Genomic DNA, 20,039 nt, shown 5'->3' with positions numbered 1-20,039 from the left:
ACCGCTGCGCCGTTCAGGAGCTCACCGGCCGACCTTCAGGTCCTTGAGCAGCTTGGCGACGTGGCCGGTGGCCCGGACGTTGTACAGCGCCCGCTCCACCCTGCCCTCCTCGTCCACCACGACCGTGGAGCGGATCACGCCCTGGTAGGTGCGGCCGTAGTTCACCTTCTCGCCGTACGCGCCGTACGCCTCCAGCACCCGGTGCTCCGGGTCGGACAGCAGGGTCACCTTCAGCTGCTCGGTCTCGCGGAACTTCCCGAGCTTCTCCGGCTTGTCCGGCGAGACGCCGATCACGTCGTAGCCGGCGCCCGCGAACACCTCCAGGTTGTCGGTGAAGTCGCAGGCCTGCTTGGTGCAGCCCGGGGTAAGAGCGGCGGGGTAGAAGTAGACGATCACCTTCCGGCCCAGGTGGTCGGCCAGCGACACCTCCTTCCCGTCGGCGTCGGGCAGGGTGAAGGCGGGGGCGGTGTCGCCGGGCTGCAGGCGCTCGCTCACGGTCGGGGCTCTCCTCGGGAGTGGACGGGTGGTCGTGCTGCGGGATCAACCTACTCCCGTTGGTGGGTGGCGCTGCGCGCGTGCGGCGGTGAGCTGACAGACTGTCGACGGAGAAGAAGTGCCTAGCGGTAACAGAGATGGGGTGGCCCCAGTGGCAGCGAGCGGCAAGGACACGTCGGCACCGCGTACGACGGCCCAGATCGAGGCGGACATCGCCGGGACGAGGGACCGGCTCGCCGTGACCCTCGACGAACTCGCCATGCGCGTCCACCCGGCCACCGTCGCCGCGCAGGCCAAGGCCAAGGTCCGGGCCTCGGTCGAGCAGAAGGCCGGGCAGGCGTACGTGGCCGCGAGCGGCGCCGTCGAGCAGGTGAAGTCGAAGTTCGTCGACGAGGACGGGCGGCTGCGGACGGAGCGGGTGGTGCCGGCCGCGCTGGTCGGCGTCGGCGTGGTGCTGCTGATCGCCTCGGCGCGGCGGCGGCGCAAGGGCTGACCGCAGCCCGCCGCGGGGCCCCGGGCCGGTGCCCGGGGCCCCGCCGTTTCCGCGGTCCGGTACGGTCGGGGCGTGAGCGAGAACGACACGCAGAACACGGCCGCGGCCGACCGGGACGAACCGCACGACCGGCACGGGCGGCACGACCGGCTCGGCGAGAAGCTGCCGATCCGGATGCTGCACGACCGGGTGCTGGTGCGGACCGAGACCGGCGAGGGCGAGCGCCGCTCCACCGGCGGCATCCTGATCCCGGCGACCGCCGAACTGTCGCGGCGCTGCGCGTGGGCCGAGGCGGTGGCCGTCGGCCAGAGCGTCCGGTCCGTCGAGCCCGGCGACCGGGTGCTGTACGACCCGGAGGACAAGCTGGAGGTCGAGGTCCGCGGGGCGACGTACGTGCTGCTGCGCGAGCGCGACCTGCACGCGGTGGCGGCCGGGCGGTTCGGCGACCTGGAGGGCTCGACCGGGCTGTACCTGTAGCAGCCGCGCCGACAGGGCCGGACCCGGAACAAACGGGGTGCGGGACGGGCGGTGCCGGGCGTAGCTTGGTGGGCCGTCCGGGTACCGGGATCGTCGGCGAGGGGGCAACGTGGTCGGCGCGCTCTACTGGTCGGTGGCCCGGGGCGCGTTCCGGCGCTACTCCACGTACCGGGCGGCCACGGTCGCCGGGACGGTCACCAACAGCGTGTTCGGGATCATCCTGGCGTACACCATGCTCGCGCTCTGGCGGGCCCGGCCCGGGCTGGGCGGCTACGACGCCGCGCAGGCGGTCACCTACATCTGGATCAGCCAGGCCCTGCTGGCGACGGTCGCGGTCTGGGGCGGCGGCTTCCAGGACGACCTCCAGGCGCGCTTCCGCAGCGGCGACATCGCGGTCGACCTCTACCGGCCGGTGGACTTCCAGGGCTGGTGGCTGGCCACCGACCTGGGGCGGGCCGCGTTCCACCTGGTCACCAGGGGCGCGCTGCCGGTGCTGGTGGGCGCCGCGCTGTTCGACCTGGCGCTGCCGCGCAGCCCGCTGGTGTGGGCCGAGTTCCTGCTGGCGGTGGCGCTGGCGGTGCTGGTCAGCTTCGGGCTGCGCTTCCTGGCCTCGCTGACCGGGTTCTGGCTGCACGAGTCCGAGGGGGTGCGGGCCGCGATGACCGTGGTGTCGATGTTCTTCTCCGGGATGCTGCTCCCGCTGGCCCTCTTCCCGGGCCTGCTCGGCGAGTTGGCCCGGGTGCTGCCGTTCTCGGCGATGGTGCAGCTGCCCGCCGACGTGCTGCTGCGGCGGCGCACCGGCACCGGCCTGCTGAGCCTGTACGGGTTCCAACTGGCCTGGGCCGCCGCGCTGCTGGCCCTCGGCCGGGCCGGGCAGGCGCTGGCGGTGCGCCGGGTGGTGGTGCAGGGTGGTTGAGCCGGAGGGCCCGGCGGCCCGGGCCGGCTGGGCGGTGCGCTCCTGGTGGCTGATCGCCGGGATGTGGATCCGCTCCACCATGGCCTACCGGGCCTCGTTCGTGCTCAGCCTGGTCGCCAACACCCTGATCACCTTCCTGGACTTCACCGTCCTGCTGCTGATGTTCGGCCACACCCGGCAACTGGCCGGGTGGACGCTGCCGGAGACCGCCTTCCTGTACGCCACCTCCTCGATCGCGCTCGGCGCGGCCAACGTCCTGGTCGGCTCGGTCAGCGGGCTGGGCGAGCGGGTGCGGGCCGGCAGCCTGGACACCATGCTGATCCGGCCCGCCCCCGCGCTGGCCCAACTCGCCGCCGAGCGCTTCTCGCTGCGCCGCCTGGGCCGGCTGCTCCAGGCCCTCGCCGTGCTCGGCTGGTCGCTCACCGCGCTGGACGTGCACTGGACCTGGGACCGGGTGCTGATGGTGCCCGCGCTGCTGCTCTGCGGCACGCTGATCTTCTGCGCGCTGTTCGTCGGCTGCTCCTGCGTGCAGTTCTGGTGGGGCGAGGCCGCCGAACTGCAGAACTCGGTGACGTACGGCGGGGCCACCCTGCTCCAGTACCCGCCCACCGTGTTCGCCCGGGAGGTCGTCGCGGGCACCGTGTTCGGCGTCCCGCTGGCCTTCGTCAACTGGCTGCCCGCCCTGCACGTCCTGGGCCGGCCCGACCCGCTCGGCCTGCCGGTCGGCTTCCGGTTCGCCGCGCCGCTGGCCGCCGCGCTCTGCCTGCTGGCGGCCGGCCTGGCCTGGCGGGCCGGGCTGCGCGCCTACCGCTCCACCGGAAGCTGACGGAAGGGGAACCATGGCGATGATCGAGGTCGAGGACGTCCGGCGGAGCTTCACCGTCCGCACCGGCGAAGGGCGCTGGCGCCGCGGCAGGCGCGAGGTGCGGGCCGTCGACGGGCTGACGTTCAGCGTCGCCGAGGGCGAGTGCGTCGGCTACATCGGCCCGAACGGCGCCGGGAAGTCCACCACCGTCAAGATGCTCACCGGCATCCTGGTGCCCACCGGCGGACGGCTGCGGGTGGCCGGCGTCGACCCGGCCGCCCGCCGCTCCGAACTCGCCCGCCGGATCGGCGTGGTGTTCGGGCAGCGCACCACCCTGTGGTGGGACCTGCCGCTGCGCGACAGCTACGAACTGGCCCGGCGGATCTACCGCATCCCCGACGCCAGGTACCGCGCCAACCTCGACCGCTGCGTCGAACTGCTCGACCTGGCCGCCCTGCTGGACACCCCCGTCCGGCAGCTCTCGCTCGGCCAGCGGATGCGCGGCGACCTCGCCGCCGCCCTGCTGCACGACCCCGGCGTGCTCTACCTCGACGAGCCCACCATCGGGCTCGACGTGGTCAGCAAGGCCAAGGTCCGCGAGTTCCTGCGCGAGACCAACCGGGAGCGGCGCACCACCGTGCTGCTCACCACCCACGACCTGACCGACATCGAGCAGCTGTGCGGCCGGGTGATGGTGATCGACCACGGCCGCCTCGTCCTGGACGGCCCGCTGGAGCGGCTGCACGAGATCGGCGGCAGCGAACGGACCCTGGTGGTCGACCTGGCCGGGGCGCACCCGCCGATCGAGCTGCCCGGCGTCCGGGTGGTCAAGGCCGAGGGCCCGCGCCAGTGGCTGGCCTTCCCGGCCCGGCAGAGCGCCGCCCCGATCGTCGCCGCCGTCGCCGAGCGCTACCCGCTGGTCGACCTGTCGCTGCGGGAGCCCGCGATCGAGGACGTGATCGCCCGGATCTACGCCGGGAGCGCCGCCGCGCCGGTGGCCTGACCCCCCTCACCCGTTCGGGTGGCGAAGGTGACCAGTCGGCCGGTACGGGAGTTGACACCTCGTGACCGAGCAAGGACCGGACGTCAGCGTGGTGATCGCCGTCCACGACACCATGCCCTACCTGACCGCCTGCCTGGACTCGCTGGTGGGCCAGAGCATCGAGCCGCACCGGATGGAGGTGGTCGCCGTCGACGACGGCTCCAGCGACGGCAGCACCGAGGAACTCGCCCGCTACGCGGCCGCCCACCCCGGACTGTTCCGCACCGTCCGGCAGCCCGCCTCCGGCGGCCCCGCCAGACCCACCAACCGCGGCACCGAACTCGCCCGCGGCCGCTACCTGCTGTACCTCGGCGCCGACGACTGGCTCGGCCCCGAGGCGCTGGAGCGGATGGTCGAGGCCGCCGACCGCTGGCAGTCCGACGTGCTGATCCCCAAGCAGGTCGGCGAACACGGCCGGGTCGTCCCGCAGGGCATCTTCGACCGCACCGCCGAACAGGTCGGCTTCACCGACTCCGCGCTCGCCTGGGCGCTCGGCGACACCAAGCTGTTCCGCCGCGAACTCGTCACCGCCCACGGGCTGCGCCGCCGCGAGGACCTGGTCATCCACTCCGACCAGCCCTTCACCCTCGGCGCGCTGCTGCACGCCCGCAAGGTCTCCGTCCTCGCCGACTACGACTACTACCACCTGGTGCTGCGCCGGGACCGCTCCAACGTCACCCACCGGGCCGGGCCGATGGACCGGCTGCGCGGCTTCACCGCCGCCCACGAGGTGCTCGACCGCAGCACCCTGCCCGGGCCCGACCGGGACGCCGTGCGGGCCCGCTACTTCAGCTGGGACGTCCCGCAGCTGCTCCAGGCGCCGTTCCTCGCCGAACCGCCCGCCGTACAGCGCCGGATCGTCCAGGAGATCGGCCGGTTCACCGACCGGCACTGCTCGCCCGCCGTGTTCCGCACCCTGCCCGTCCCCGCCCGGCTCCGGCTGGCCCTGGCCCGGCGCGGCGAACTGCTCGCCCTGTGCGACCTGATCACCTGGGAGCAGGACCACGGCGAGCCGCCCGCCGTCCGCCGCGGCTCCCGGCTCTACGCTGACCACCCGATGTTCCGCGACAAGCGCCTCGGCCTGCCCGACGCCCTGTTCGAACTCGGCCGCGCCCCCGGACCGGCCGGCTGGCGCCGCCTCGTCCCCGCGCCGCTGCGCCGCGCCCGGTGGGCCGTCAAGCGCGCGCTGCGCAGGGCCCGCCGGGACGGCCTGGCCGGGCTGCTGCGGGGTGCCCGGTGAACGGGGTGCCGGAGCGGGACGCGGCGCACGGCGCTCCGGTGCGGGACGCGCTCCTGGAACAGGACGCGACGGGTGCGGGGGACCCGGCGGGCCCGGCCCCGAGCCGGACGCGGCGGGCCAGGCCCCGCAGCAGAACGCGGTGCTGGACGTCTGCGTGGTCGGCCTGGGCAAGATCGGCCTGCCGCTGGCCGTCCAGTACGCTGGCAAGGGCCACCTGGTGACCGGCGCCGACATCGCCCCCGAGGTGGTCGCCGCCGTCACCGCCGGCCGGCCCCCCTTCCCGCGCGAGGCGCACCTCGACGAGCGGCTCGCCGAGGCCGTCGCGGCCGGCCGGCTGCGCGCCACCACCGACACCGCCGCCGCCACCGCCGGGGCCGACGCCGTGGTGATCGTCGTCCCGCTGGTCACCGACCCCGACGGCAACCCCGACTTCGCGCTGCTGGACGCCGCCACCGACGCCGTCGCCGCCGGACTGCGCCCCGGCACCCTGGTCAGCTACGAGACCACCCTGCCGGTGGGCACCGTCCGCGGCCGCTTCGCCCGGCGGCTGGAGACCGGCTCCGGGCTGGCCGCCGGACGGGACTTCGCGCTGGTGTTCAGCCCCGAACGGGTCCGCACCGGGCGGGTCTTCGCCGACCTGCGGCGCTACCCCAAGCTGGTCGGCGGCATCGACGAGGAGTCCACCCGGCGCGGCGTCGCCTTCTACCGGGCGGTGCTCGACTTCGACCCGCGCCCCGACCTGCCGCGCGGCAACGGCGTCTGGGCGCTGTCCGGGACGGAGGCCGCCGAGTTCGCCAAGCTCGCCGAGACCACCTACCGGGACGTCAACATCGCGCTGGTCAACCAGTTCGCCCGGTACGCGGACCGGGTCGGCGTCGACCTCGCCGAGGTCATCGACGCCTGCAACTCGCAGCCCTACAGCCACCTGCACCGCCCCGGCATCGCGGTCGGCGGCCACTGCATCCCGGTCTACCCCCGGCTGTACCTGTGGAACGACCCGGGGGCCGGCGTGGTGCGGGCCGCCCGCGAGGCCAACGAGCAGGTCCCGGCGTACGCGGTCGGCCTGCTGGAGGGCGCGATCGGCCCGCTGGCGGGCGTCGCGGTGACGGTGCTCGGCGCGTCCTACCGGGGCGGGGTCAAGGAGACCGCGTACTCCGGGGTCTTCCCGCTGGTCGCCGCGCTCCGGGCGGCCGGGGCGGAGGTCGGCGTCAGCGACCCGCTCTACCGGCCGGAGGAACTGGCCGCCCTCGGCCTGCCGCCCGACCAGGGCAAGCCCGCCGCCGCGCTGGTCGTGCAGGCCGACCACCCCGAGTACCGGGACCTCGGCGCGATCGACTTCCCGGGCGTGCGGGTGCTGCTCGACGGCCGCCGGGTCACCGACCCCGAACGGTGGGAGGGCGTGCGGCGGATCGTGCTCGGCGGGGGCGGCTGAGCGGGGACGCCGCGGCCCCGGCCCCGGACGGACGGATGTGCGGGGCGGCTGCCTTTTCCGGCGCGCGGTGTGCCAGGCTGGCGGGGTGAGCACGGACCAGACGGCCCCAGGGGTCAGCTTCACCGCCGCCGACGAGGAGAAGCGGCGCGGTGTGCGGAAGATGAAGACCGTCGCGACCGGGCTGCTCGCCCTGGCCACGCTGGTGTTCGCCCTCGCCACCTGGGCGAAGGCGTCCGGCGCGGGCGCCTGGGCCGGGTACGTCGCGGCCGCCGCCGAGGCGGGCATGGTCGGCGCGCTCGCCGACTGGTTCGCCGTCACCGCGCTGTTCCGCCGGCCGTTCGGGCTGCCGATCCCGCACACCGCGATCATCCCGACCAAGAAGGACGCCTTCGGGCGCTCGCTCGGCGACTTCGTCGGCGACAACTTCCTGTCCGGGCCGGTGGTCCGGGCCCGGCTCGGCCGGATCGGGGTGTCCCGGCTGCTCGGCGAGTGGCTCCGCGCGCCCGGCAACCCCGAGCGCGTCACCCGCGAGGCCGCCGCCGCGCTGCGCGGCCTGCTGGAGGTGCTCCGCGACGAGGACGTGCAGGCCGTGGTCGCCGAGGCGGTCACCCGGCGGGCCGCCGCCACCTCGGTCGCCGAACCCGCCGGGCGGCTGCTCGGCCGGATCGTCGCCGACGACGGCCACAAGGGCGTGGTCGACCTGGTGGTGGCGCGCGCCCACGACTGGCTGGTCGCGCACCACGGCGAGGTGGTCGCCCGGGTCACCGCCAAGACCCCGGGCTGGACGCCGAAGTTCCTCGACCAGCAGGTGGGGGAGCGGGTCTACAAGGAGCTGCTGCGCTTCGTCGGCGACGTCCGCGACGACCCGGTCCACCCCGCGCGCGGCGCGCTCGACAACTTCCTCGCCGACTTCGCGCGCGAGCTCCAGCACGACCCCGCCACCATCGAGCGGGTGGAGCGCGCCAAGTCCGAGCTGCTGGCCCGCCCCGAGGTGCAGGACCTGATCGCCTCCTCGTGGGCGGCCGTCCGCGCCCTGGTGCTCAACGCCGCCGAGGACGAGGACAGCGAGCTGCGCCGCCGCCTCACCGAGGCGCTGCGCACGCTGGGCCGCCGGCTCGCCACCGACGGCCGGCTCCAGGCGAAGACCGACAGCTGGCTGCTGAACGCCGTCGACTACGTGGTCACCAACTACCGGGAGCAGATCACCTCGCTGATCTCCGAGACGGTGGCCGGCTGGGACGCCGCCGACGCCTCCCGCAAGATCGAGGCCAACGTCGGCCGCGACCTCCAGTTCATCCGGATCAACGGCACGGTGGTCGGCGCGCTGGCCGGCCTGCTCATCCACACCGTCAGCACCGCGCTGGGGGGCTGACGGTGCGGCGGGCCGCCGCGGGTTAGCATGCGAGGTCTGTCCGGGTCCGGGTGAGAGCAGAACGGGAGCGTGCCGTGGCCGAGGGTGTCCAGGGGATCGAGGCGTTCATCGCCGGAATGCCGAAGGCGGAGCTGCACGTCCACCACGTGGGCTCGGCCTCGCCGCGGGTGGTGGCCGAGCTGGCGGCCCGGCACGCCGGACGCAGCCGGGTGCCGGCCGACCCGCAGGCGCTCGCCGAGTACTTCACCTTCACCGACTTCGCGCACTTCATCGAGGTGTACCTGAGCGTCGTCGACCTGATCCGGGACGCCGAGGACGTCCGGGCGCTGACGTACGGCGTCGCCCAGGACATGGCCCGGCAGAACATCCGGTACGCCGAACTGACCGTCACCCCCTACTCGTCGGTCAACCGCGGCATCCCCGACACCGCCTTCATGGAGGCGATCGAGGACGCCCGGCGGTCCGCCGAGCAGGACCTCGGCATCGTGCTGCGCTGGTGCTTCGACATCCCCGGCGAGGCCGGGCTGGCCTCCGCCGAGGAGACCGCCCGCCTCGCCCTCGACCTGGCCCCCGACGGGCTGGTCTCGTTCGGGCTCGGCGGCCCCGAGATCGGCGTGCCGCGCCCGCAGTTCAAGCCGTACTTCGACCGGGCCCGGGCGGCCGGCCTGCACAGCGTGCCGCACGCGGGCGAGTCGACCGGCCCCGAGACGGTGTGGGACGCGATCCGGCTGCTCGGAGCGGAGCGGATCGGGCACGGCACCCAGTCGGTGAAGGACCCGGCGCTGGTCGACTACCTGGGCGAGCACCGCATCCCGCTGGAGGTCTGCCCGACCTCCAACCTGGCGACCCGGGTGGTCGAGCGGATCGAGGACCACCCCGTCCGGCAGATGGTCGACGCCGGCCTGCTGGTCACCATCAACAGCGACGACCCGCCGATGTTCGGCACCGACCTGAACACCGAGTACGCGGTCGCCGCGAAGCTCCTCGGCCTGGACGAGTCCGGCGTCGCGGCGCTCGCCCGCAACGCGGTCGAGGCGTCCTTCCTCGACCAGGCCGCGAAGCGCCGGCTGACCGGCGAGATCGACACCTACCTGGCGGCCTGGCCCACCGCCTGAGCGTTCCGGAAAGGGAGTTGTTCGGCCGCGTACGGGTCGGTAGTCTGACGCCGCCATCAGGCGATCTTCAGACTTTTCCAGACCTGGGGGGTCGGTGCTCCACCGCCGTCTCATCGCGTCCGCCGCGGCTCTCGCTGCCTCGGTCGCCTTCCTGCCGGGAGCGGCGCACGCCGCCGACCCGGCCCCGAACGCCGGCCAGGCCGCCACCCCCCGGGGGTGGGAGCCGGCCGGCGCCAGGACGTTCACCAGCCCGGCCGACAAGTCGTTCCGGCTCCAGGAGGAGTCACCCGGTACCGCCACCGCGAAGCCGGCCGCCGCTGGCGCCCGGGCCGCCGCCGTGCCGTCCACCGGCCGGACCGTCTACGTCCTCACCCGGGTCGGCTGCACCACGGACCGGGGCACGGGCACCCAGGCCGCGCCGTTCTGCACCGTACAGCGGGCGGTGGACGCCGCCGTGCCCGGCGACGCGATCCGGGTCGACGGCAGGGACGAGGGGGCTCTCCCGCCCAGCGACACGGAGACCGTGGTCGTCCGCACCTCCGGCCTGACCATCACCGGCGGCACCAACGCCCCGCGGATCATGGCGCAGGACTACACGGTCGGAAAGCCCGGCCTGACCCTGGACGGGGTCAGCGACGTGACGGTCAGCGGACTCACCTTCTTCGGCGGCGGCGGCGGACCGGGCGTGGCCGTCAAGGGCTCCGCACGGGTCACCCTCGACTCCCTCCACCTCTACGGGGGCGCCGCCGGCGCCTTGACCGTCGACGGCGCGTCCAGCGCGGTCACCGTGGCCAGGACGTACACCACGATGTCCGGCACGGCCCCCGGCACCGCGGCGATCGCGGTGGCCGAGGGGGCGAAGGACGTCACCCTGGCCGGCAACCTGGTCAACGCCGTCGCCCTCGACAATTCCTGGAACTACCAGCCGTCCGTCGGCATCTCAGCCACCGGCGTGCAGGGGCTGAACGTCACCAACAACACCGTCCAGCGCGGCTGCCTGCCCGCCGTCGCCGTGGACGGCGCCTCGACCGCCGTGTCGGTCCAGAACAACCTGGTGGTCGAGTCGGCCGCCGCGGCCGCCTGCGACTCCGGCCAACCCGCCGTGGCGGTCGCGGCCGAGGCGGCCCCGGCGACCACCGCCGACTACAACGACTTCTACGCCGAGACGTCCACCGGCGCCGGACCTTACCGCTGGGCCGGCACCGGGTACCCGACCGTCGCCGCCTTCCGGGCCGCCGTGCCCGCCCAGGGCGCGCACGACACCGTCGAGACGGTCGCGCCGCAGTACGTCAACACCGGCTGGGAGAGCGGCGTCGCCTACGCCCTGCAGACCGGCTCCGCCGCGATCGGCACCGCCAACCCGTCCGCGCCCGGCGTCCCGGCCACCGACTACTTCGGCCACGGCCCGCTGGCCGACCGCGGCGCGGTCAGGCACCAGAGCAACAACCCCGGCTTCGCGGTGGCGCTCGACGCGAGGAGCACCAGCGCGTTCGGCATCACGATGGACATCGACGTGACCACCCTGCCGGTCGCCCAGGACATCTACCTGCAGTGGGGCGACGGCACCACCGACGTCCTCAACTTCTACGGCGACAAGCCGGTGAAGACCACGGCGCAGCACGTCTACCAGAAGCTCGGCGACTACACCGTCACCGTCACCGACTACGAGAAGACCGGCAACACCGTCCGCAACACGGTGAAGGTCTCCACGCTCGGCTCGCAGTACACCGCGTACGGCCCGAAGCGGCTGCTCGACAGCCGGGACGGCACCGGTGTCCCGGCCAAGGGCCGGATCGCCCCGTACGGGACGGTCAGGCTCAAGGTCGGCGGCGCGAACGGCATCCCGGCGGACGCGACCGCCGCGGTGCTGAACGTGACGGTGACCAACCCGGCCGCCGACGGCCACGTCACGGCGTACCCGGAGGGCGGCCAGCGGCCGAACACCTCGAACGTCAACTACCGGACCGGGCAGAGCGTGCCGAACCTGGTGATGGTGCCGATCGGCGTCGACGGATACGTCGACCTGTACAACGGCGGCTGGGGCGCGACCGACCTGGTCGCCGACATCACCGGCTACTTCACCCCGTCCCCGGCCGCCGGCTACGCGGCCGTCGGCCCGACCCGCCTGGTCGACACCCGGGACGGCACCGGTGCTCCGCGCGCCCAGATCGCCGGACGCAACTCCGTCCCGGTGCAGGTCGCCGGTGCGGCCCCGGGCCTGCCCGGCGGCGGCATCACCGCCGTCGCGCTGAACGTCACCGTCACCAACCCGCGCGAGGACGGCCACCTGATCGTCTACCCGAGCGGGCAGGCCGTGCCCACCGCGTCGAACCTCAACTTCACCGCCGGACAGACCGTCGCCAACTCGGTGGTCGTGCCGGTCGGCGCGGACGGCAGGATCCGGGTGTTCAACGGCGCCTGGGCCGGCACCGACGTGATCGTCGACGTGGTCGGCTACTACGGCGCCAACGAGAGGGGCGCGTTCATGCCGGTCGACCCGGAGCGGCTGCTCGACACCCGCGACCCCGCGCTGTGGAAGGGCGCGCTGCCGCTGCACGGCCGCTACTACGCCTACCTGCCGATGACCACGCGCGGCGACATCCCGGCGTTCGTCTTCAACGCCACCGTCACCGACACCCGGGACAACGGCCACCTGTCCGTCGCCTCGGACCCGAACACCCTGGACAACTACAAGAACAACAACACCTCCCCGGTCTACCCGCCGACCACTTCCTCGCTGAACTGGAAGCGGGGCGACACCGTGCCGAACCTGGTGCAGGTCGCGTCGGGACGGGGCGTCATCGACTTCTTCAACGAGAGCGACGGCGACATCAACCTGATCGTCGACATCTTCGGCTACTACCAGAACGCCTGACACCCGCTCGGCCCACGCCGCGTCCCCGGAGCGCCCGCCGCCCCGGGGACGCGGCGTTCCCGGCCGCGCTCAGCGGTGCAGGTACCGGCGCTCGGCCGTCGTCCAGGCGGTGCTGGTCAGCAGGTAGAGCGCGCCCGCCGCGGGCAGCAGCAGGGCGAACAGCGGGGTGCCGAAGGCCAGCCAGCGGGTCGGGCCGGCCGTCGTGGGGGAGTGCGCGGCGCGGCGGGCGTTGTACCAGGCCAGGGCGAGCAGGGCCGCCTCCAGGGCGGCGAACAGCGCGAACTGGGCCGGGGTGTGGGCGGTCGCGGGGCGGGTGCCGAGCGGGACGCCCGCGAGTGTCGCGTCCAGCAGGTGGCCCGGGGCGGTGGTGAACAGGCGGTACATCACCGAGAAGAACGGGGCTTGTAGCAGTACCGGGAGCAGGCCCGCGAGCGGGCCGGTGCCCTCGGCGCGGTGCAGGGCGAGCAGTTCGCGGTTCAGCCGGGCGGGGTCCTTGGCGTGCCGTTCGCGCAGCCGGGCGACCCGGGGCGCGATCCGGGTGCGGGCCCGTTCGGCGCGGGCCGCGGAACGGGCCAGCGGGTGCAGGGCGGCGCGGACCGCCAGGGTGAACAGGACGATCGCGGCCGCGGTGGGGACGGCGGTGGCGAGGGTCGCGACGGCGAAGTGGGCGAGGTGGACGGCGGGGTCGAGGACGCTCAGGACGGACACGGTGGCTCTCCGGGAGTCGGCGGGACTGGCGACGGTGCTCGGAGGGCGGACGCGCGGAGGGGACCGACGGCGCCGGGCACGCGGGCGCGCGCGGCTGGGGTCGGGGAGGGTGCGTGGTCGCTCGCGCGCTTCCCCGGGTGCACTCCCGGCCCCGGTGGGGGGCACGGGAGTTTCGAGGAGGCGCGGAGCAGGAACGGGCCCCTCAGGCGGCCGCGGGCGGCTGTCCCGGGGCGCGGGGGCGGGCGCGGCCCGGGGCGTCCGGGTCGCGCGGCGCGAGGTAGGCGGTGCGGTAGGCCCGGCGGCGCAGGGCGCCCGCGTGGACGGCGGCCGGGGTGCGGGCACCGGGGACGCGGGCCGCGGCGAGGGCGGCGCCGGTGGCGACGGCGGCGAGCAGGAGCAGCGCGGCGGCCGCGGTCAGCGCGCCCGGACCGGCGGGCAGGTCGCCGGTGAGGACCCGGAGCAGCGCGAGCAGCAGCGGCGTGGCCGACACGGTGCGCACCTCCTGGGGTCGGGGTCGGGGTCGGGGTCGGGGCCGGGGCCCGGGTTCGGGTCCGACGGTACGTCAACGGCGGGGTGGCGGTCCGTGGTTCCCGACCCCGCCGTCGACGCGGTGGTCAGGGCAGGCGGACCACCGAGGCCGTCGCGGCGGAGGCGCGGGCGGCCTCCAGGACGGCGAGGGTGGCGACGGCGTCGCGCGGGTCGACGGGCGGCGGGGTGCGGTCGGCGAGCGAGGCGGCGATGCCCGCGTAGTAGGCCGGGTAGTCGCCGGGGTCGGTGGTGACGGACTCGGCGTCGCCGTCGTTGCCGAGCAGGCCGTACGCGGCCGGGTCGTCGTCGCCCCAGGGCCCGTCCGGCGCGCCCGGGCGGCGGCCCGCCCGCAGCGCGGCCTCCTGCGGGTCCATGCCGAACTTGACGTAGCCGGCGCTGTCGCCGAGGACGCGCAGCCGGGGCCCGGCGAGCGGGGCGAGGGCGCTGGTCCACAGCTGGGAGCGGACGCCGCCGGTGTGGGTGAGGGCCAGGAAGGCGTCGTCGTCGACCACCGCGCCGTCGCGGCGCACGTCGATCTCCGCGTACACCGTCTCGACCGGCCCGAACAGGGTGAGCGCCTGGTCGACCAGGTGGCTGCCCAGGTCGTACAGGGTGCCGCCGACCTCGGCCGGGTCGGCCAGCTCGCGCCAGCCCGCCTTCGGCTTGGGGCGGAAGCGCTCGAAGCGGGACTCGAAGCGGTGCACCCGGCCGAGGCGCCCCTCCGCGATCAGGCGGGCCGCGGTCAGGAAGTCGCCGTCCCAGCGGCGGTTCTGGAACACCGACAGCAGCAGGCCGGACTTCTCGGCGAACTCGCACAGGTCGCGGGCCTGGTCGCTGGTCGCGGCCAGCGGCTTGTCGACCACGGTGGCCAGGCCCGCCAGCAGGGCGGTGCGGGCGAGCGGGACGTGGGTGCGGTTGGGGGAGGCGATCACCACCAGGTCGAACCGGTCGGCGTCCTCGAACAGCTGCTCGGGGTGTCGAGGGCGCGGGCGCCCGGGTGGTCGCGGTGCAACCGGGCGCGGCGGTCGGGGTTGGCGGTGACCACCGCGTCCAGCCGGAGTCCGGGCGTGCCGGCGATCAGCGGGGCGTGGAAGGCGGAACCGGCCAGGCCGTAGCCGATCAGGCCGACGCGGAACGGGGCGGAGGGCGTGCTGCTCATGCCCTCCACTCAACCACCCCGGCCCGCCGCGGCGGCGGAGGCCGCCCGGTCCGGCCCGCCCCGCCGGCGGGGCGGGCCGGGGGAGGGGCCGGTCAGCGCTCGGACGGGGGGCGGCACCGGTGCCGCACGGCGAACGCGGCGCCGGTCAGCAGCAGCACCGAGCCCACCGACAGCAGCACGCCGTTGAGCACCGCGGCGCCCTCCCCGGACCCGGCGAGCCGCACGGCCGGCCCGGCCAGCAGGGCGGCGACGGCCAGCAGCACGGCGGCGCGAACGGTGGCGGTGCGGGCGGTGGCGGTGCGGTGGACGGAGGCCATCGGGGCTCCCTTGCGTCGGGCGGAGCGGGCGTGTCCGGGACGCTAACCGTTCTCAGTACGGTAACTGACGGTACGTCAGGGTAGTTACGGGCGGCTTAAGGCGGTGTTGAGACGCCCCGCACCGGGGTCGACGGTCCGGGGCCGGCCGGTCACCCGCCGTTCCCGGACCGGGCCCCCGGCCGTGCGCCGGGGCCCGGTCCGGTCCGGTCCGAGCGGGCGCGGGGGCGTCAGATCAGCTCGACCAGGTCGGCGATCGAGCGGACCACCTCGGTCGGCCGGTACGGGAAGCGCTCGACCTCGGACGCCTGGGTCAGGCCGGTGAGGACCAGGAAGGTCGACATGCCCGCCTCCATGCCGGAGACGATGTCGGTGTCCATCCGGTCGCCGATCATCGCGCTGTGCTCCGAGTGCGCGCCGATCGCGTTCAGGCCGGCCCGCATCATCAGCGGGTTCGGCTTGCCGACGAAGTACGGCTCCACGCCGGTCGCCTTGGTGATCAGCGCGGCCACCGCGCCGGTCGCGGGCAGCGCGCCCTCGGCGGACGGGCCGGTCTCGTCCGGGTTGGTGGCGATGAACCGGGCGCCGTCGTTGATCAGCCGGACGGCCTTGGTCATCGCCTCGAAGGAGTACGTCCGGGTCTCGCCCAGCACGACGAAGTCCGGGGCGGTGTCGGTCAGCACGTAGCCGATGTCGTGCAGCGCGGTGGTCAGGCCCGCCTCGCCGATCACGTACGCGGTGCCGCCCGGGCGCTGGTCGTCCAGGAACTTGGCGGTGGCCAGGGCGGAGGTCCAGATGTGCTCGGCGGGCACGTCCAGGCCCATCCGGGCCAGTCGGGCGTGCAGGTCGCGCTGGGTGTAGATCGAGTTGTTGGTGAGCACCAGGAAGGGCTTTCCGGACTCACGCAGCCGCTGGAGGAAGGCATCGGCCCCCGGGATCGGCACGCCCTCGTGGATGAGGACTCCGTCCATGTCGGTCAGCCAGGTCTCGATGGGCTTGCGGTCTGCCACGTGGGTGTCTCCTTGGTCTTGCACAGGTCGAACGATCTTCGTGATCGCTCCGACCGGACACCACTGGCCGGCCGGGCGCCACAGGCTGCCCCAACGCCGATCAGCCTAGTCGTCCCGGTCGGCCGGCCACAGGGGCGTCCGCGCCCGCCGGCGCCCGCCGACATCCGCGAGAACACCCGCGGGCCCCGGGCCGCGGCGGGCGGAGCGGGCTGTCGGCGCGACTGTGTAGCGTTCACCGCGGCGGGTCCGGGACGGGCCCGCGGAACGCACGAGTGAGAGCGGCCGCCGTGCGGCGCGGCCGGTGGGAGGTACAACGTGACGGAGCTGGCCCAGACGTCCGCGAACGGCGCGCCGGAACTGCCCGAGTCCTGGCGGGGGGTGCTCGCCGAGGAGACCGGCAAGCCCTACTACGCGCAGCTGACCGAGTTCCTGGCCGCCGAGCGCGCCGAGCACGAGGTGTTCCCGCCCGCCGGGCAGGAGTTCTCGGCGCTCGCCGCGACCGCGTACCAGGACGTCCGGGTGCTGATCCTCGGTCAGGACCCGTACCACGACAACGGCCAGGCGCACGGCATGAGCTTCTCCGTGCTGCCGGGCGTCCGGACCCCGCCGTCGCTGCGCAACATCTACAAGGAGCTGCACACCGACCTCGGCCTGGCGGTGCCCGACAACGGGTACCTGATGCCGTGGGCCGAGCAGGGCGTGCTGCTGCTCAACGCGGTGCTCACCGTGCGGGCGCACGAGGCCAACTCGCACAAGAACAAGGGCTGGGAGAAGTTCACCGACGCGGTGATCAAGGCGGTCAGCGCCCGCGAGGAGCCCTGCGTGTTCGTGCTCTGGGGCGGCTACGCGAAGAAGAAGCTCCCGCTGATCGACACCGGCCGCCACGTGGTCGTCCAGGGCGCGCACCCGTCGCCGCTGTCCGCGAAGCTGTTCCTCGGCAGCAAGCCGTTCTCGCAGATCAACGAGGCCCTGGAGGGCTTCGGCCGGAAGCCGATCGACTGGCAGATCCCGAACCTGAACAAGTAGCGGCACGAGCCGGGGCCGGGGCCCGGGGGAGTGCCTCCCCCGGGCCCCGGCCGTGCTCGGCTCAGGCGAGGACCGGCGGTTCGGTGGCGGCGCGCAGCCGGTCGAGGGTGACGCCGTCCGCGAGTTCGACCAGCCGCAGGCCCTCGGGGGTGACGTCGAGGGTGGCCAGGTCGGTGACGATCCGGTGGACGACGGCCCGGCCGGTGGCGGGCAGGGAGAGCTCGTCCACGATCTTGGGGGTGCCGTCCTTCGCGGTGTGCTCCATCACCACGATCAGCCGGCGGGCCCCGTGGACCAGGTCCATCGCGCCGCCCATGCCCTTGACCATCTTGCCGGGGATCATCCAGTTGGCGAGGTCGCCGCCCGCGGAGACCTGCATCGCGCCGAGCACCGAGACGTCGATCCGCCCGGCGCGCACCATGCCGAAGGAGAACGCCGAATCGAAGTACGCCGCACCGGGGTTGACGGTGACCGTCTCCTTGCCGGCGTTGACCAGGTCGGGGTGGACGTCGGCGTCCGCCGGGTAGGGGCCGGTGCCGAGGATGCCGTTCTCGGAGTGCAGGACGACGTGCACGCCCGGCGGCAGGTGGTCCGGGATCAGGGTGGGCAGGCCGATGCCGAGGTTGACGTACTGGCCGTCGCGCAGTTCGCGGGCGGCCCGGGCGGCGAGCGCCGCGCGCGGGTCCGAGGGGGCGGCGGTGGTCATCGGGACTCCTCCGGGGCGGCGGGGCGGCGGACGGTGCGCCGCTCGACGCGGCGGTCGGCGGGGTCGGCGGCGACGATCCGGTCGACGTACACGCCGGGCAGGTGGACGGCGTCCGGCGGGATCTCGCCGGGCTCGACGATCCGGTCGGCCTCGACCACGGTGACCCGGCCGGCGGTGGCGCACAGCGGGTTGAAGTTGCGGGCGGCGGCGTGGAAGACGCAGTTGCCGTGCCGGTCGGCGACCTCGGCGCGCACCAGCGCGAAGTCGGCGTGGATCGCCTCCTCCAGCAGGTGGCGGCGGCCGCCGAACTCGCGGACCTCCTTGGGCGGGGAGGCCAGCGCGACCGCGCCGCCGCCGGGGGCGTAGCGCCAGGGCAGGCCGCCCTCCTCGACCTGGGTGCCGGCCCCGGCCGGGGTGTAGAAGGCGGGGATGCCCGCGCCGCCGGCCCGCAGGCGTTCGGCCAGGGTGCCCTGCGGGGTGAGTTCGACCTCCAGCTCGCCGTTCAGGTACCGGCGGGCGAACTCCTTGTTCTCGCCGACGTAGGAGGAGGTCATCCGGGCGATCCGGCCGGCCCGCAGCAGCAGGCCCAGGCCCCAGTCGTCCACCCCGCAGTTGTTGGAGACGACCCGCAGGCCGGTGGTGCCGGCGTCGACCAGGGCGCCGATCAGGGTGGACGGGATGCCGCACAGGCCGAAGCCGCCGACCGCGAGCAGGGCGCCGTCGGGAATGTCCCCGACCGCGCGGGCCGGGGAGTCCAGGACCTTGTCCAAGGGGGGCCGCCTTTACCAGGAGAGGGCAGGGGGTGCAGGAGAGGGGGTGCAGGGGAGAGGGGGTGCAGGGGAGGGACCGACTGGCGCACCACCCTCCCCGCAGGCCCCGGGGCTTTCCATGGCGGACGGCCCCATGGCGCGGGCGCCCGCCATGTGCCCGCCGCACACCTCCGGCCGCCCGCCGCCGCGACATGGCGGCGGGCCACGCAGTGCGGGCGGCCGCTGTGTGGTTCCGTCACATGTCGTCCCACCGGGCGCGCCCCTACGGTTCCGGCATCCCACCAGCACCGGTACGTCAGGAGCCCCCCACCATGCCAGTCACGGACGCCACCCACAGACGCCCCGTCCGGAAGCTCGCCGCACTGGCCGCCTGCGTGCTGCTCGCCGCGGGCTGCGCGAAGGCCGGCACCGCGGGCACCTCGACCGGGGCCGGGAGCGGCGGGGCGACAGCAGCCCGGTCAAGGTCGGCCTGGTGTACTCGAAGACCGGCCCGCTGGCCGCCTACGGCAAGCAGTACCTGGAGGGCTTCAAGGCGGGCCTCGCGTACGCCACCAAGGGCACCGGCGCCGTGGACGGCCACCCGGTGGAGGTCGCCGAGCAGGACGACGCGGGCGACCCGGCGAAGGCGGTCTCCGCCGCCAAGGACCTGATCGGCAAGAACTACAAGATCCTGGCGGGCTCCACCGCCTCCGGCGTGGCGCTCCAGGTCGGCCCGATCGCCGCGCAGAACAAGGTGCTGTTCATCTCCGGCCCGGCCGCCGCCGACAAGGTCACCGGCCTGAACAGGTACACCTTCCGCTCCGGCCGCCAGTCGTACCAGGACACCCGGGCCGCCGCCTCGTTCATCGGCGACGCCAAGGGGAAGAAGGTCACCGTGCTGGCCCAGGACAACGCCTTCGGCCAGGCCAACGTGGCCGCCGTCAAGGCCGTGCTGGGCGCCGAGGGCGCCACCGTGGACGCCGTGCTGGCCCCGCCGTCCGCCACCGACCTGACCCCGTTCGCCACCCAGGCCAAGGACGCCGGGCCCGACCTGCTGTACGTCGCCTGGGCCGGCGACACCGCGTCCGCGCTGTGGACCTCGCTCAACCAGCAGGACGTGTTCTCCGCGACCAAGGTCGTCACCGGCCTCGACGTGGCCGCCTCGTACCCGCTGTTCGGCCCGGCCGCCGAGAAGATCGACTTCCTGAACCACTACTTCGGCGGCGCCGCCGGCACCGCGGCCGAGAAGGCGATGACCGACGCGGTCACCGCGGCCGGCTCCAAGCCCGACCTGTTCACCCCCGACGGCTTCACCGCCGCCCAGATGGTGGTGCACGCGCTGGAGGCCAACCGGGGCTCCGACGCCGACACCGACGCGCTGGTCAAGGCCCTGGAGGGCTGGAGCTTCGACGGCGTCAAGGGGAAGCTCACCGTCCGGGCCGAGGACCACGCGCTGCTCCAGCCGATGTTCCAGGTCAAGCTGGTCGGCAGCGGCGCCGACGCCAAGCCCACCGCGGTCAGGACCCTGGACGCCGACCAGGTCGCCCCGCCGGTCGCCCCGATGGCGGGCTGAGCCC

18 protein-coding genes and 2 pseudogenes are annotated in these 20,039 nt (G+C 74.5%); 12 read left to right on the top strand and 8 right to left on the bottom strand.

All coding sequences use genetic code 11. The features are described from left to right. Positions 1–21 precede the first annotated feature (21 nt). Positions 22–495: a thioredoxin-dependent thiol peroxidase gene (gene bcp, locus QMQ26_RS12855; protein ID WP_282205788.1), complete on the bottom strand. Its 474-nt coding sequence runs from the start codon at positions 493–495 to the stop codon at positions 22–24. Positions 496–646: 151 nt separating this feature from the next. Here bcp and QMQ26_RS12850 point away from each other — a divergent pair, with 151 nt between their 5' ends. The 10 genes from QMQ26_RS12850 (at position 647) to QMQ26_RS12805 (ending at position 12,262) form a co-directional block, all read left to right on the top strand. Continuing rightward, on the top strand, positions 647–988 hold the full coding sequence (locus QMQ26_RS12850; protein WP_100838125.1) for a DUF3618 domain-containing protein: 342 nt from the start codon (positions 647–649) through the stop codon (positions 986–988). A 174-nt stretch (positions 989–1,162) separates the two neighbouring features. Further along, the gene (locus QMQ26_RS12845) at positions 1,163–1,465 is read left to right on the top strand and encodes a GroES family chaperonin (RefSeq protein ID WP_051732111.1); all 303 of its coding nucleotides are present in this window, start codon (positions 1,163–1,165) and stop codon (positions 1,463–1,465) included. A 109-nt stretch (positions 1,466–1,574) separates the two neighbouring features. After that, a complete protein-coding gene (locus tag QMQ26_RS12840) occupies positions 1,575–2,381 on the top strand; it encodes an ABC transporter permease (RefSeq protein WP_282205787.1) in 807 nt (268 codons plus the stop codon). Continuing rightward, complete coding sequence (locus tag QMQ26_RS12835; protein ID WP_282205786.1) at positions 2,374–3,207, top strand: ABC transporter permease; 834 nt, start codon at positions 2,374–2,376, stop codon at positions 3,205–3,207. Before QMQ26_RS12840 ends, QMQ26_RS12835 begins: the two co-directional genes overlap by 8 nt. A gap of 13 nt (positions 3,208–3,220) precedes the next feature. After that, on the top strand, positions 3,221–4,189 hold the full coding sequence (locus QMQ26_RS12830; RefSeq protein ID WP_282205785.1) for an ABC transporter ATP-binding protein: 969 nt from the start codon (positions 3,221–3,223) through the stop codon (positions 4,187–4,189). 61 nt (positions 4,190–4,250) lie between these two features. Then, entirely contained in the window at positions 4,251–5,468 is a 1,218-nt protein-coding gene (locus QMQ26_RS12825; RefSeq protein WP_100838127.1) for a glycosyltransferase family 2 protein, read from the top strand. Positions 5,469–5,610: 142 nt separating this feature from the next. Continuing rightward, positions 5,611–6,900 carry a nucleotide sugar dehydrogenase gene (locus QMQ26_RS12820; RefSeq protein ID WP_282206507.1) on the top strand — a complete coding sequence of 430 codons (1,290 nt, stop codon included), beginning with the start codon at positions 5,611–5,613 and terminating at the stop codon, positions 6,898–6,900. Positions 6,901–6,985: 85 nt separating this feature from the next. Continuing rightward, positions 6,986–8,272 (top strand): DUF445 domain-containing protein, encoded by a 1,287-nt coding sequence (locus QMQ26_RS12815; protein WP_318552235.1) that lies wholly within the window; start codon positions 6,986–6,988, stop codon positions 8,270–8,272. A gap of 116 nt (positions 8,273–8,388) precedes the next feature. Then, a complete protein-coding gene (locus tag QMQ26_RS12810) occupies positions 8,389–9,387 on the top strand; it encodes an adenosine deaminase (protein WP_100838677.1) in 999 nt (332 codons plus the stop codon). Positions 9,388–9,481: 94 nt separating this feature from the next. Further along, entirely contained in the window at positions 9,482–12,262 is a 2,781-nt protein-coding gene (locus QMQ26_RS12805; protein WP_282205782.1) for a right-handed parallel beta-helix repeat-containing protein, read from the top strand. Between the two features lie 69 nt (positions 12,263–12,331). On the opposite strand, the gene yidC is transcribed toward QMQ26_RS12805, so the two are convergent. From yidC to QMQ26_RS12780, 5 genes and pseudogenes are all read right to left on the bottom strand, one after another. Continuing rightward, the gene (gene yidC / locus QMQ26_RS12800; RefSeq protein ID WP_282205781.1) at positions 12,332–12,970 is read right to left on the bottom strand and encodes a membrane protein insertase YidC; all 639 of its coding nucleotides are present in this window, start codon (positions 12,968–12,970) and stop codon (positions 12,332–12,334) included. A gap of 202 nt (positions 12,971–13,172) precedes the next feature. After that, positions 13,173–13,460 (bottom strand): DUF6412 domain-containing protein, encoded by a 288-nt coding sequence (locus tag QMQ26_RS12795; protein WP_282205780.1) that lies wholly within the window; start codon positions 13,458–13,460, stop codon positions 13,173–13,175. A gap of 124 nt (positions 13,461–13,584) precedes the next feature. After that, positions 13,585–14,657, bottom strand: a pseudogene (locus QMQ26_RS12790) (Gfo/Idh/MocA family oxidoreductase). 92 nt (positions 14,658–14,749) lie between these two features. Next, positions 14,750–14,974, bottom strand: coding sequence for a hypothetical protein (locus tag QMQ26_RS12785; RefSeq protein WP_282205779.1), 225 nt, complete (start codon positions 14,972–14,974; stop codon positions 14,750–14,752). 227 nt (positions 14,975–15,201) lie between these two features. Beyond that, positions 15,202–15,981, bottom strand: a complete 780-nt coding sequence (locus QMQ26_RS12780; RefSeq protein WP_100838132.1) for an HAD-IIA family hydrolase — start codon at positions 15,979–15,981, stop codon at positions 15,202–15,204. Between the two features lie 315 nt (positions 15,982–16,296). Between QMQ26_RS12780 and QMQ26_RS12775 the strand changes: the two genes are divergently transcribed. Then, on the top strand, positions 16,297–17,007 hold the full coding sequence (locus tag QMQ26_RS12775; protein ID WP_199847038.1) for a uracil-DNA glycosylase: 711 nt from the start codon (positions 16,297–16,299) through the stop codon (positions 17,005–17,007). 61 nt (positions 17,008–17,068) lie between these two features. Here QMQ26_RS12775 and QMQ26_RS12770 read toward each other — a convergent pair whose 3' ends face one another. Beyond that, on the bottom strand, positions 17,069–17,713 hold the full coding sequence (locus tag QMQ26_RS12770) for a 3-oxoacid CoA-transferase subunit B (RefSeq protein ID WP_282205778.1): 645 nt from the start codon (positions 17,711–17,713) through the stop codon (positions 17,069–17,071). Next, complete coding sequence (locus QMQ26_RS12765; RefSeq protein WP_100838134.1) at positions 17,710–18,483, bottom strand: CoA transferase subunit A; 774 nt, start codon at positions 18,481–18,483, stop codon at positions 17,710–17,712. The genes QMQ26_RS12770 and QMQ26_RS12765 overlap by 4 nt, the downstream gene beginning before the upstream one ends. A 311-nt stretch (positions 18,484–18,794) precedes the next feature. Here QMQ26_RS12765 and QMQ26_RS12760 point away from each other — a divergent pair. Then, positions 18,795–20,035: pseudogene (locus QMQ26_RS12760) on the top strand (substrate-binding domain-containing protein). The last annotated feature ends 4 nt before the right edge of the window (positions 20,036–20,039 follow it).

It is taken from the genome of Kitasatospora fiedleri (genome assembly GCF_948472415.1).
Lineage (GTDB): Bacteria > Actinomycetota > Actinomycetes > Streptomycetales > Streptomycetaceae > Kitasatospora > Kitasatospora fiedleri.
Note: the sequence above shows the minus strand (reverse complement) of the source record. Positions and strands in the feature narration are given on the sequence as shown.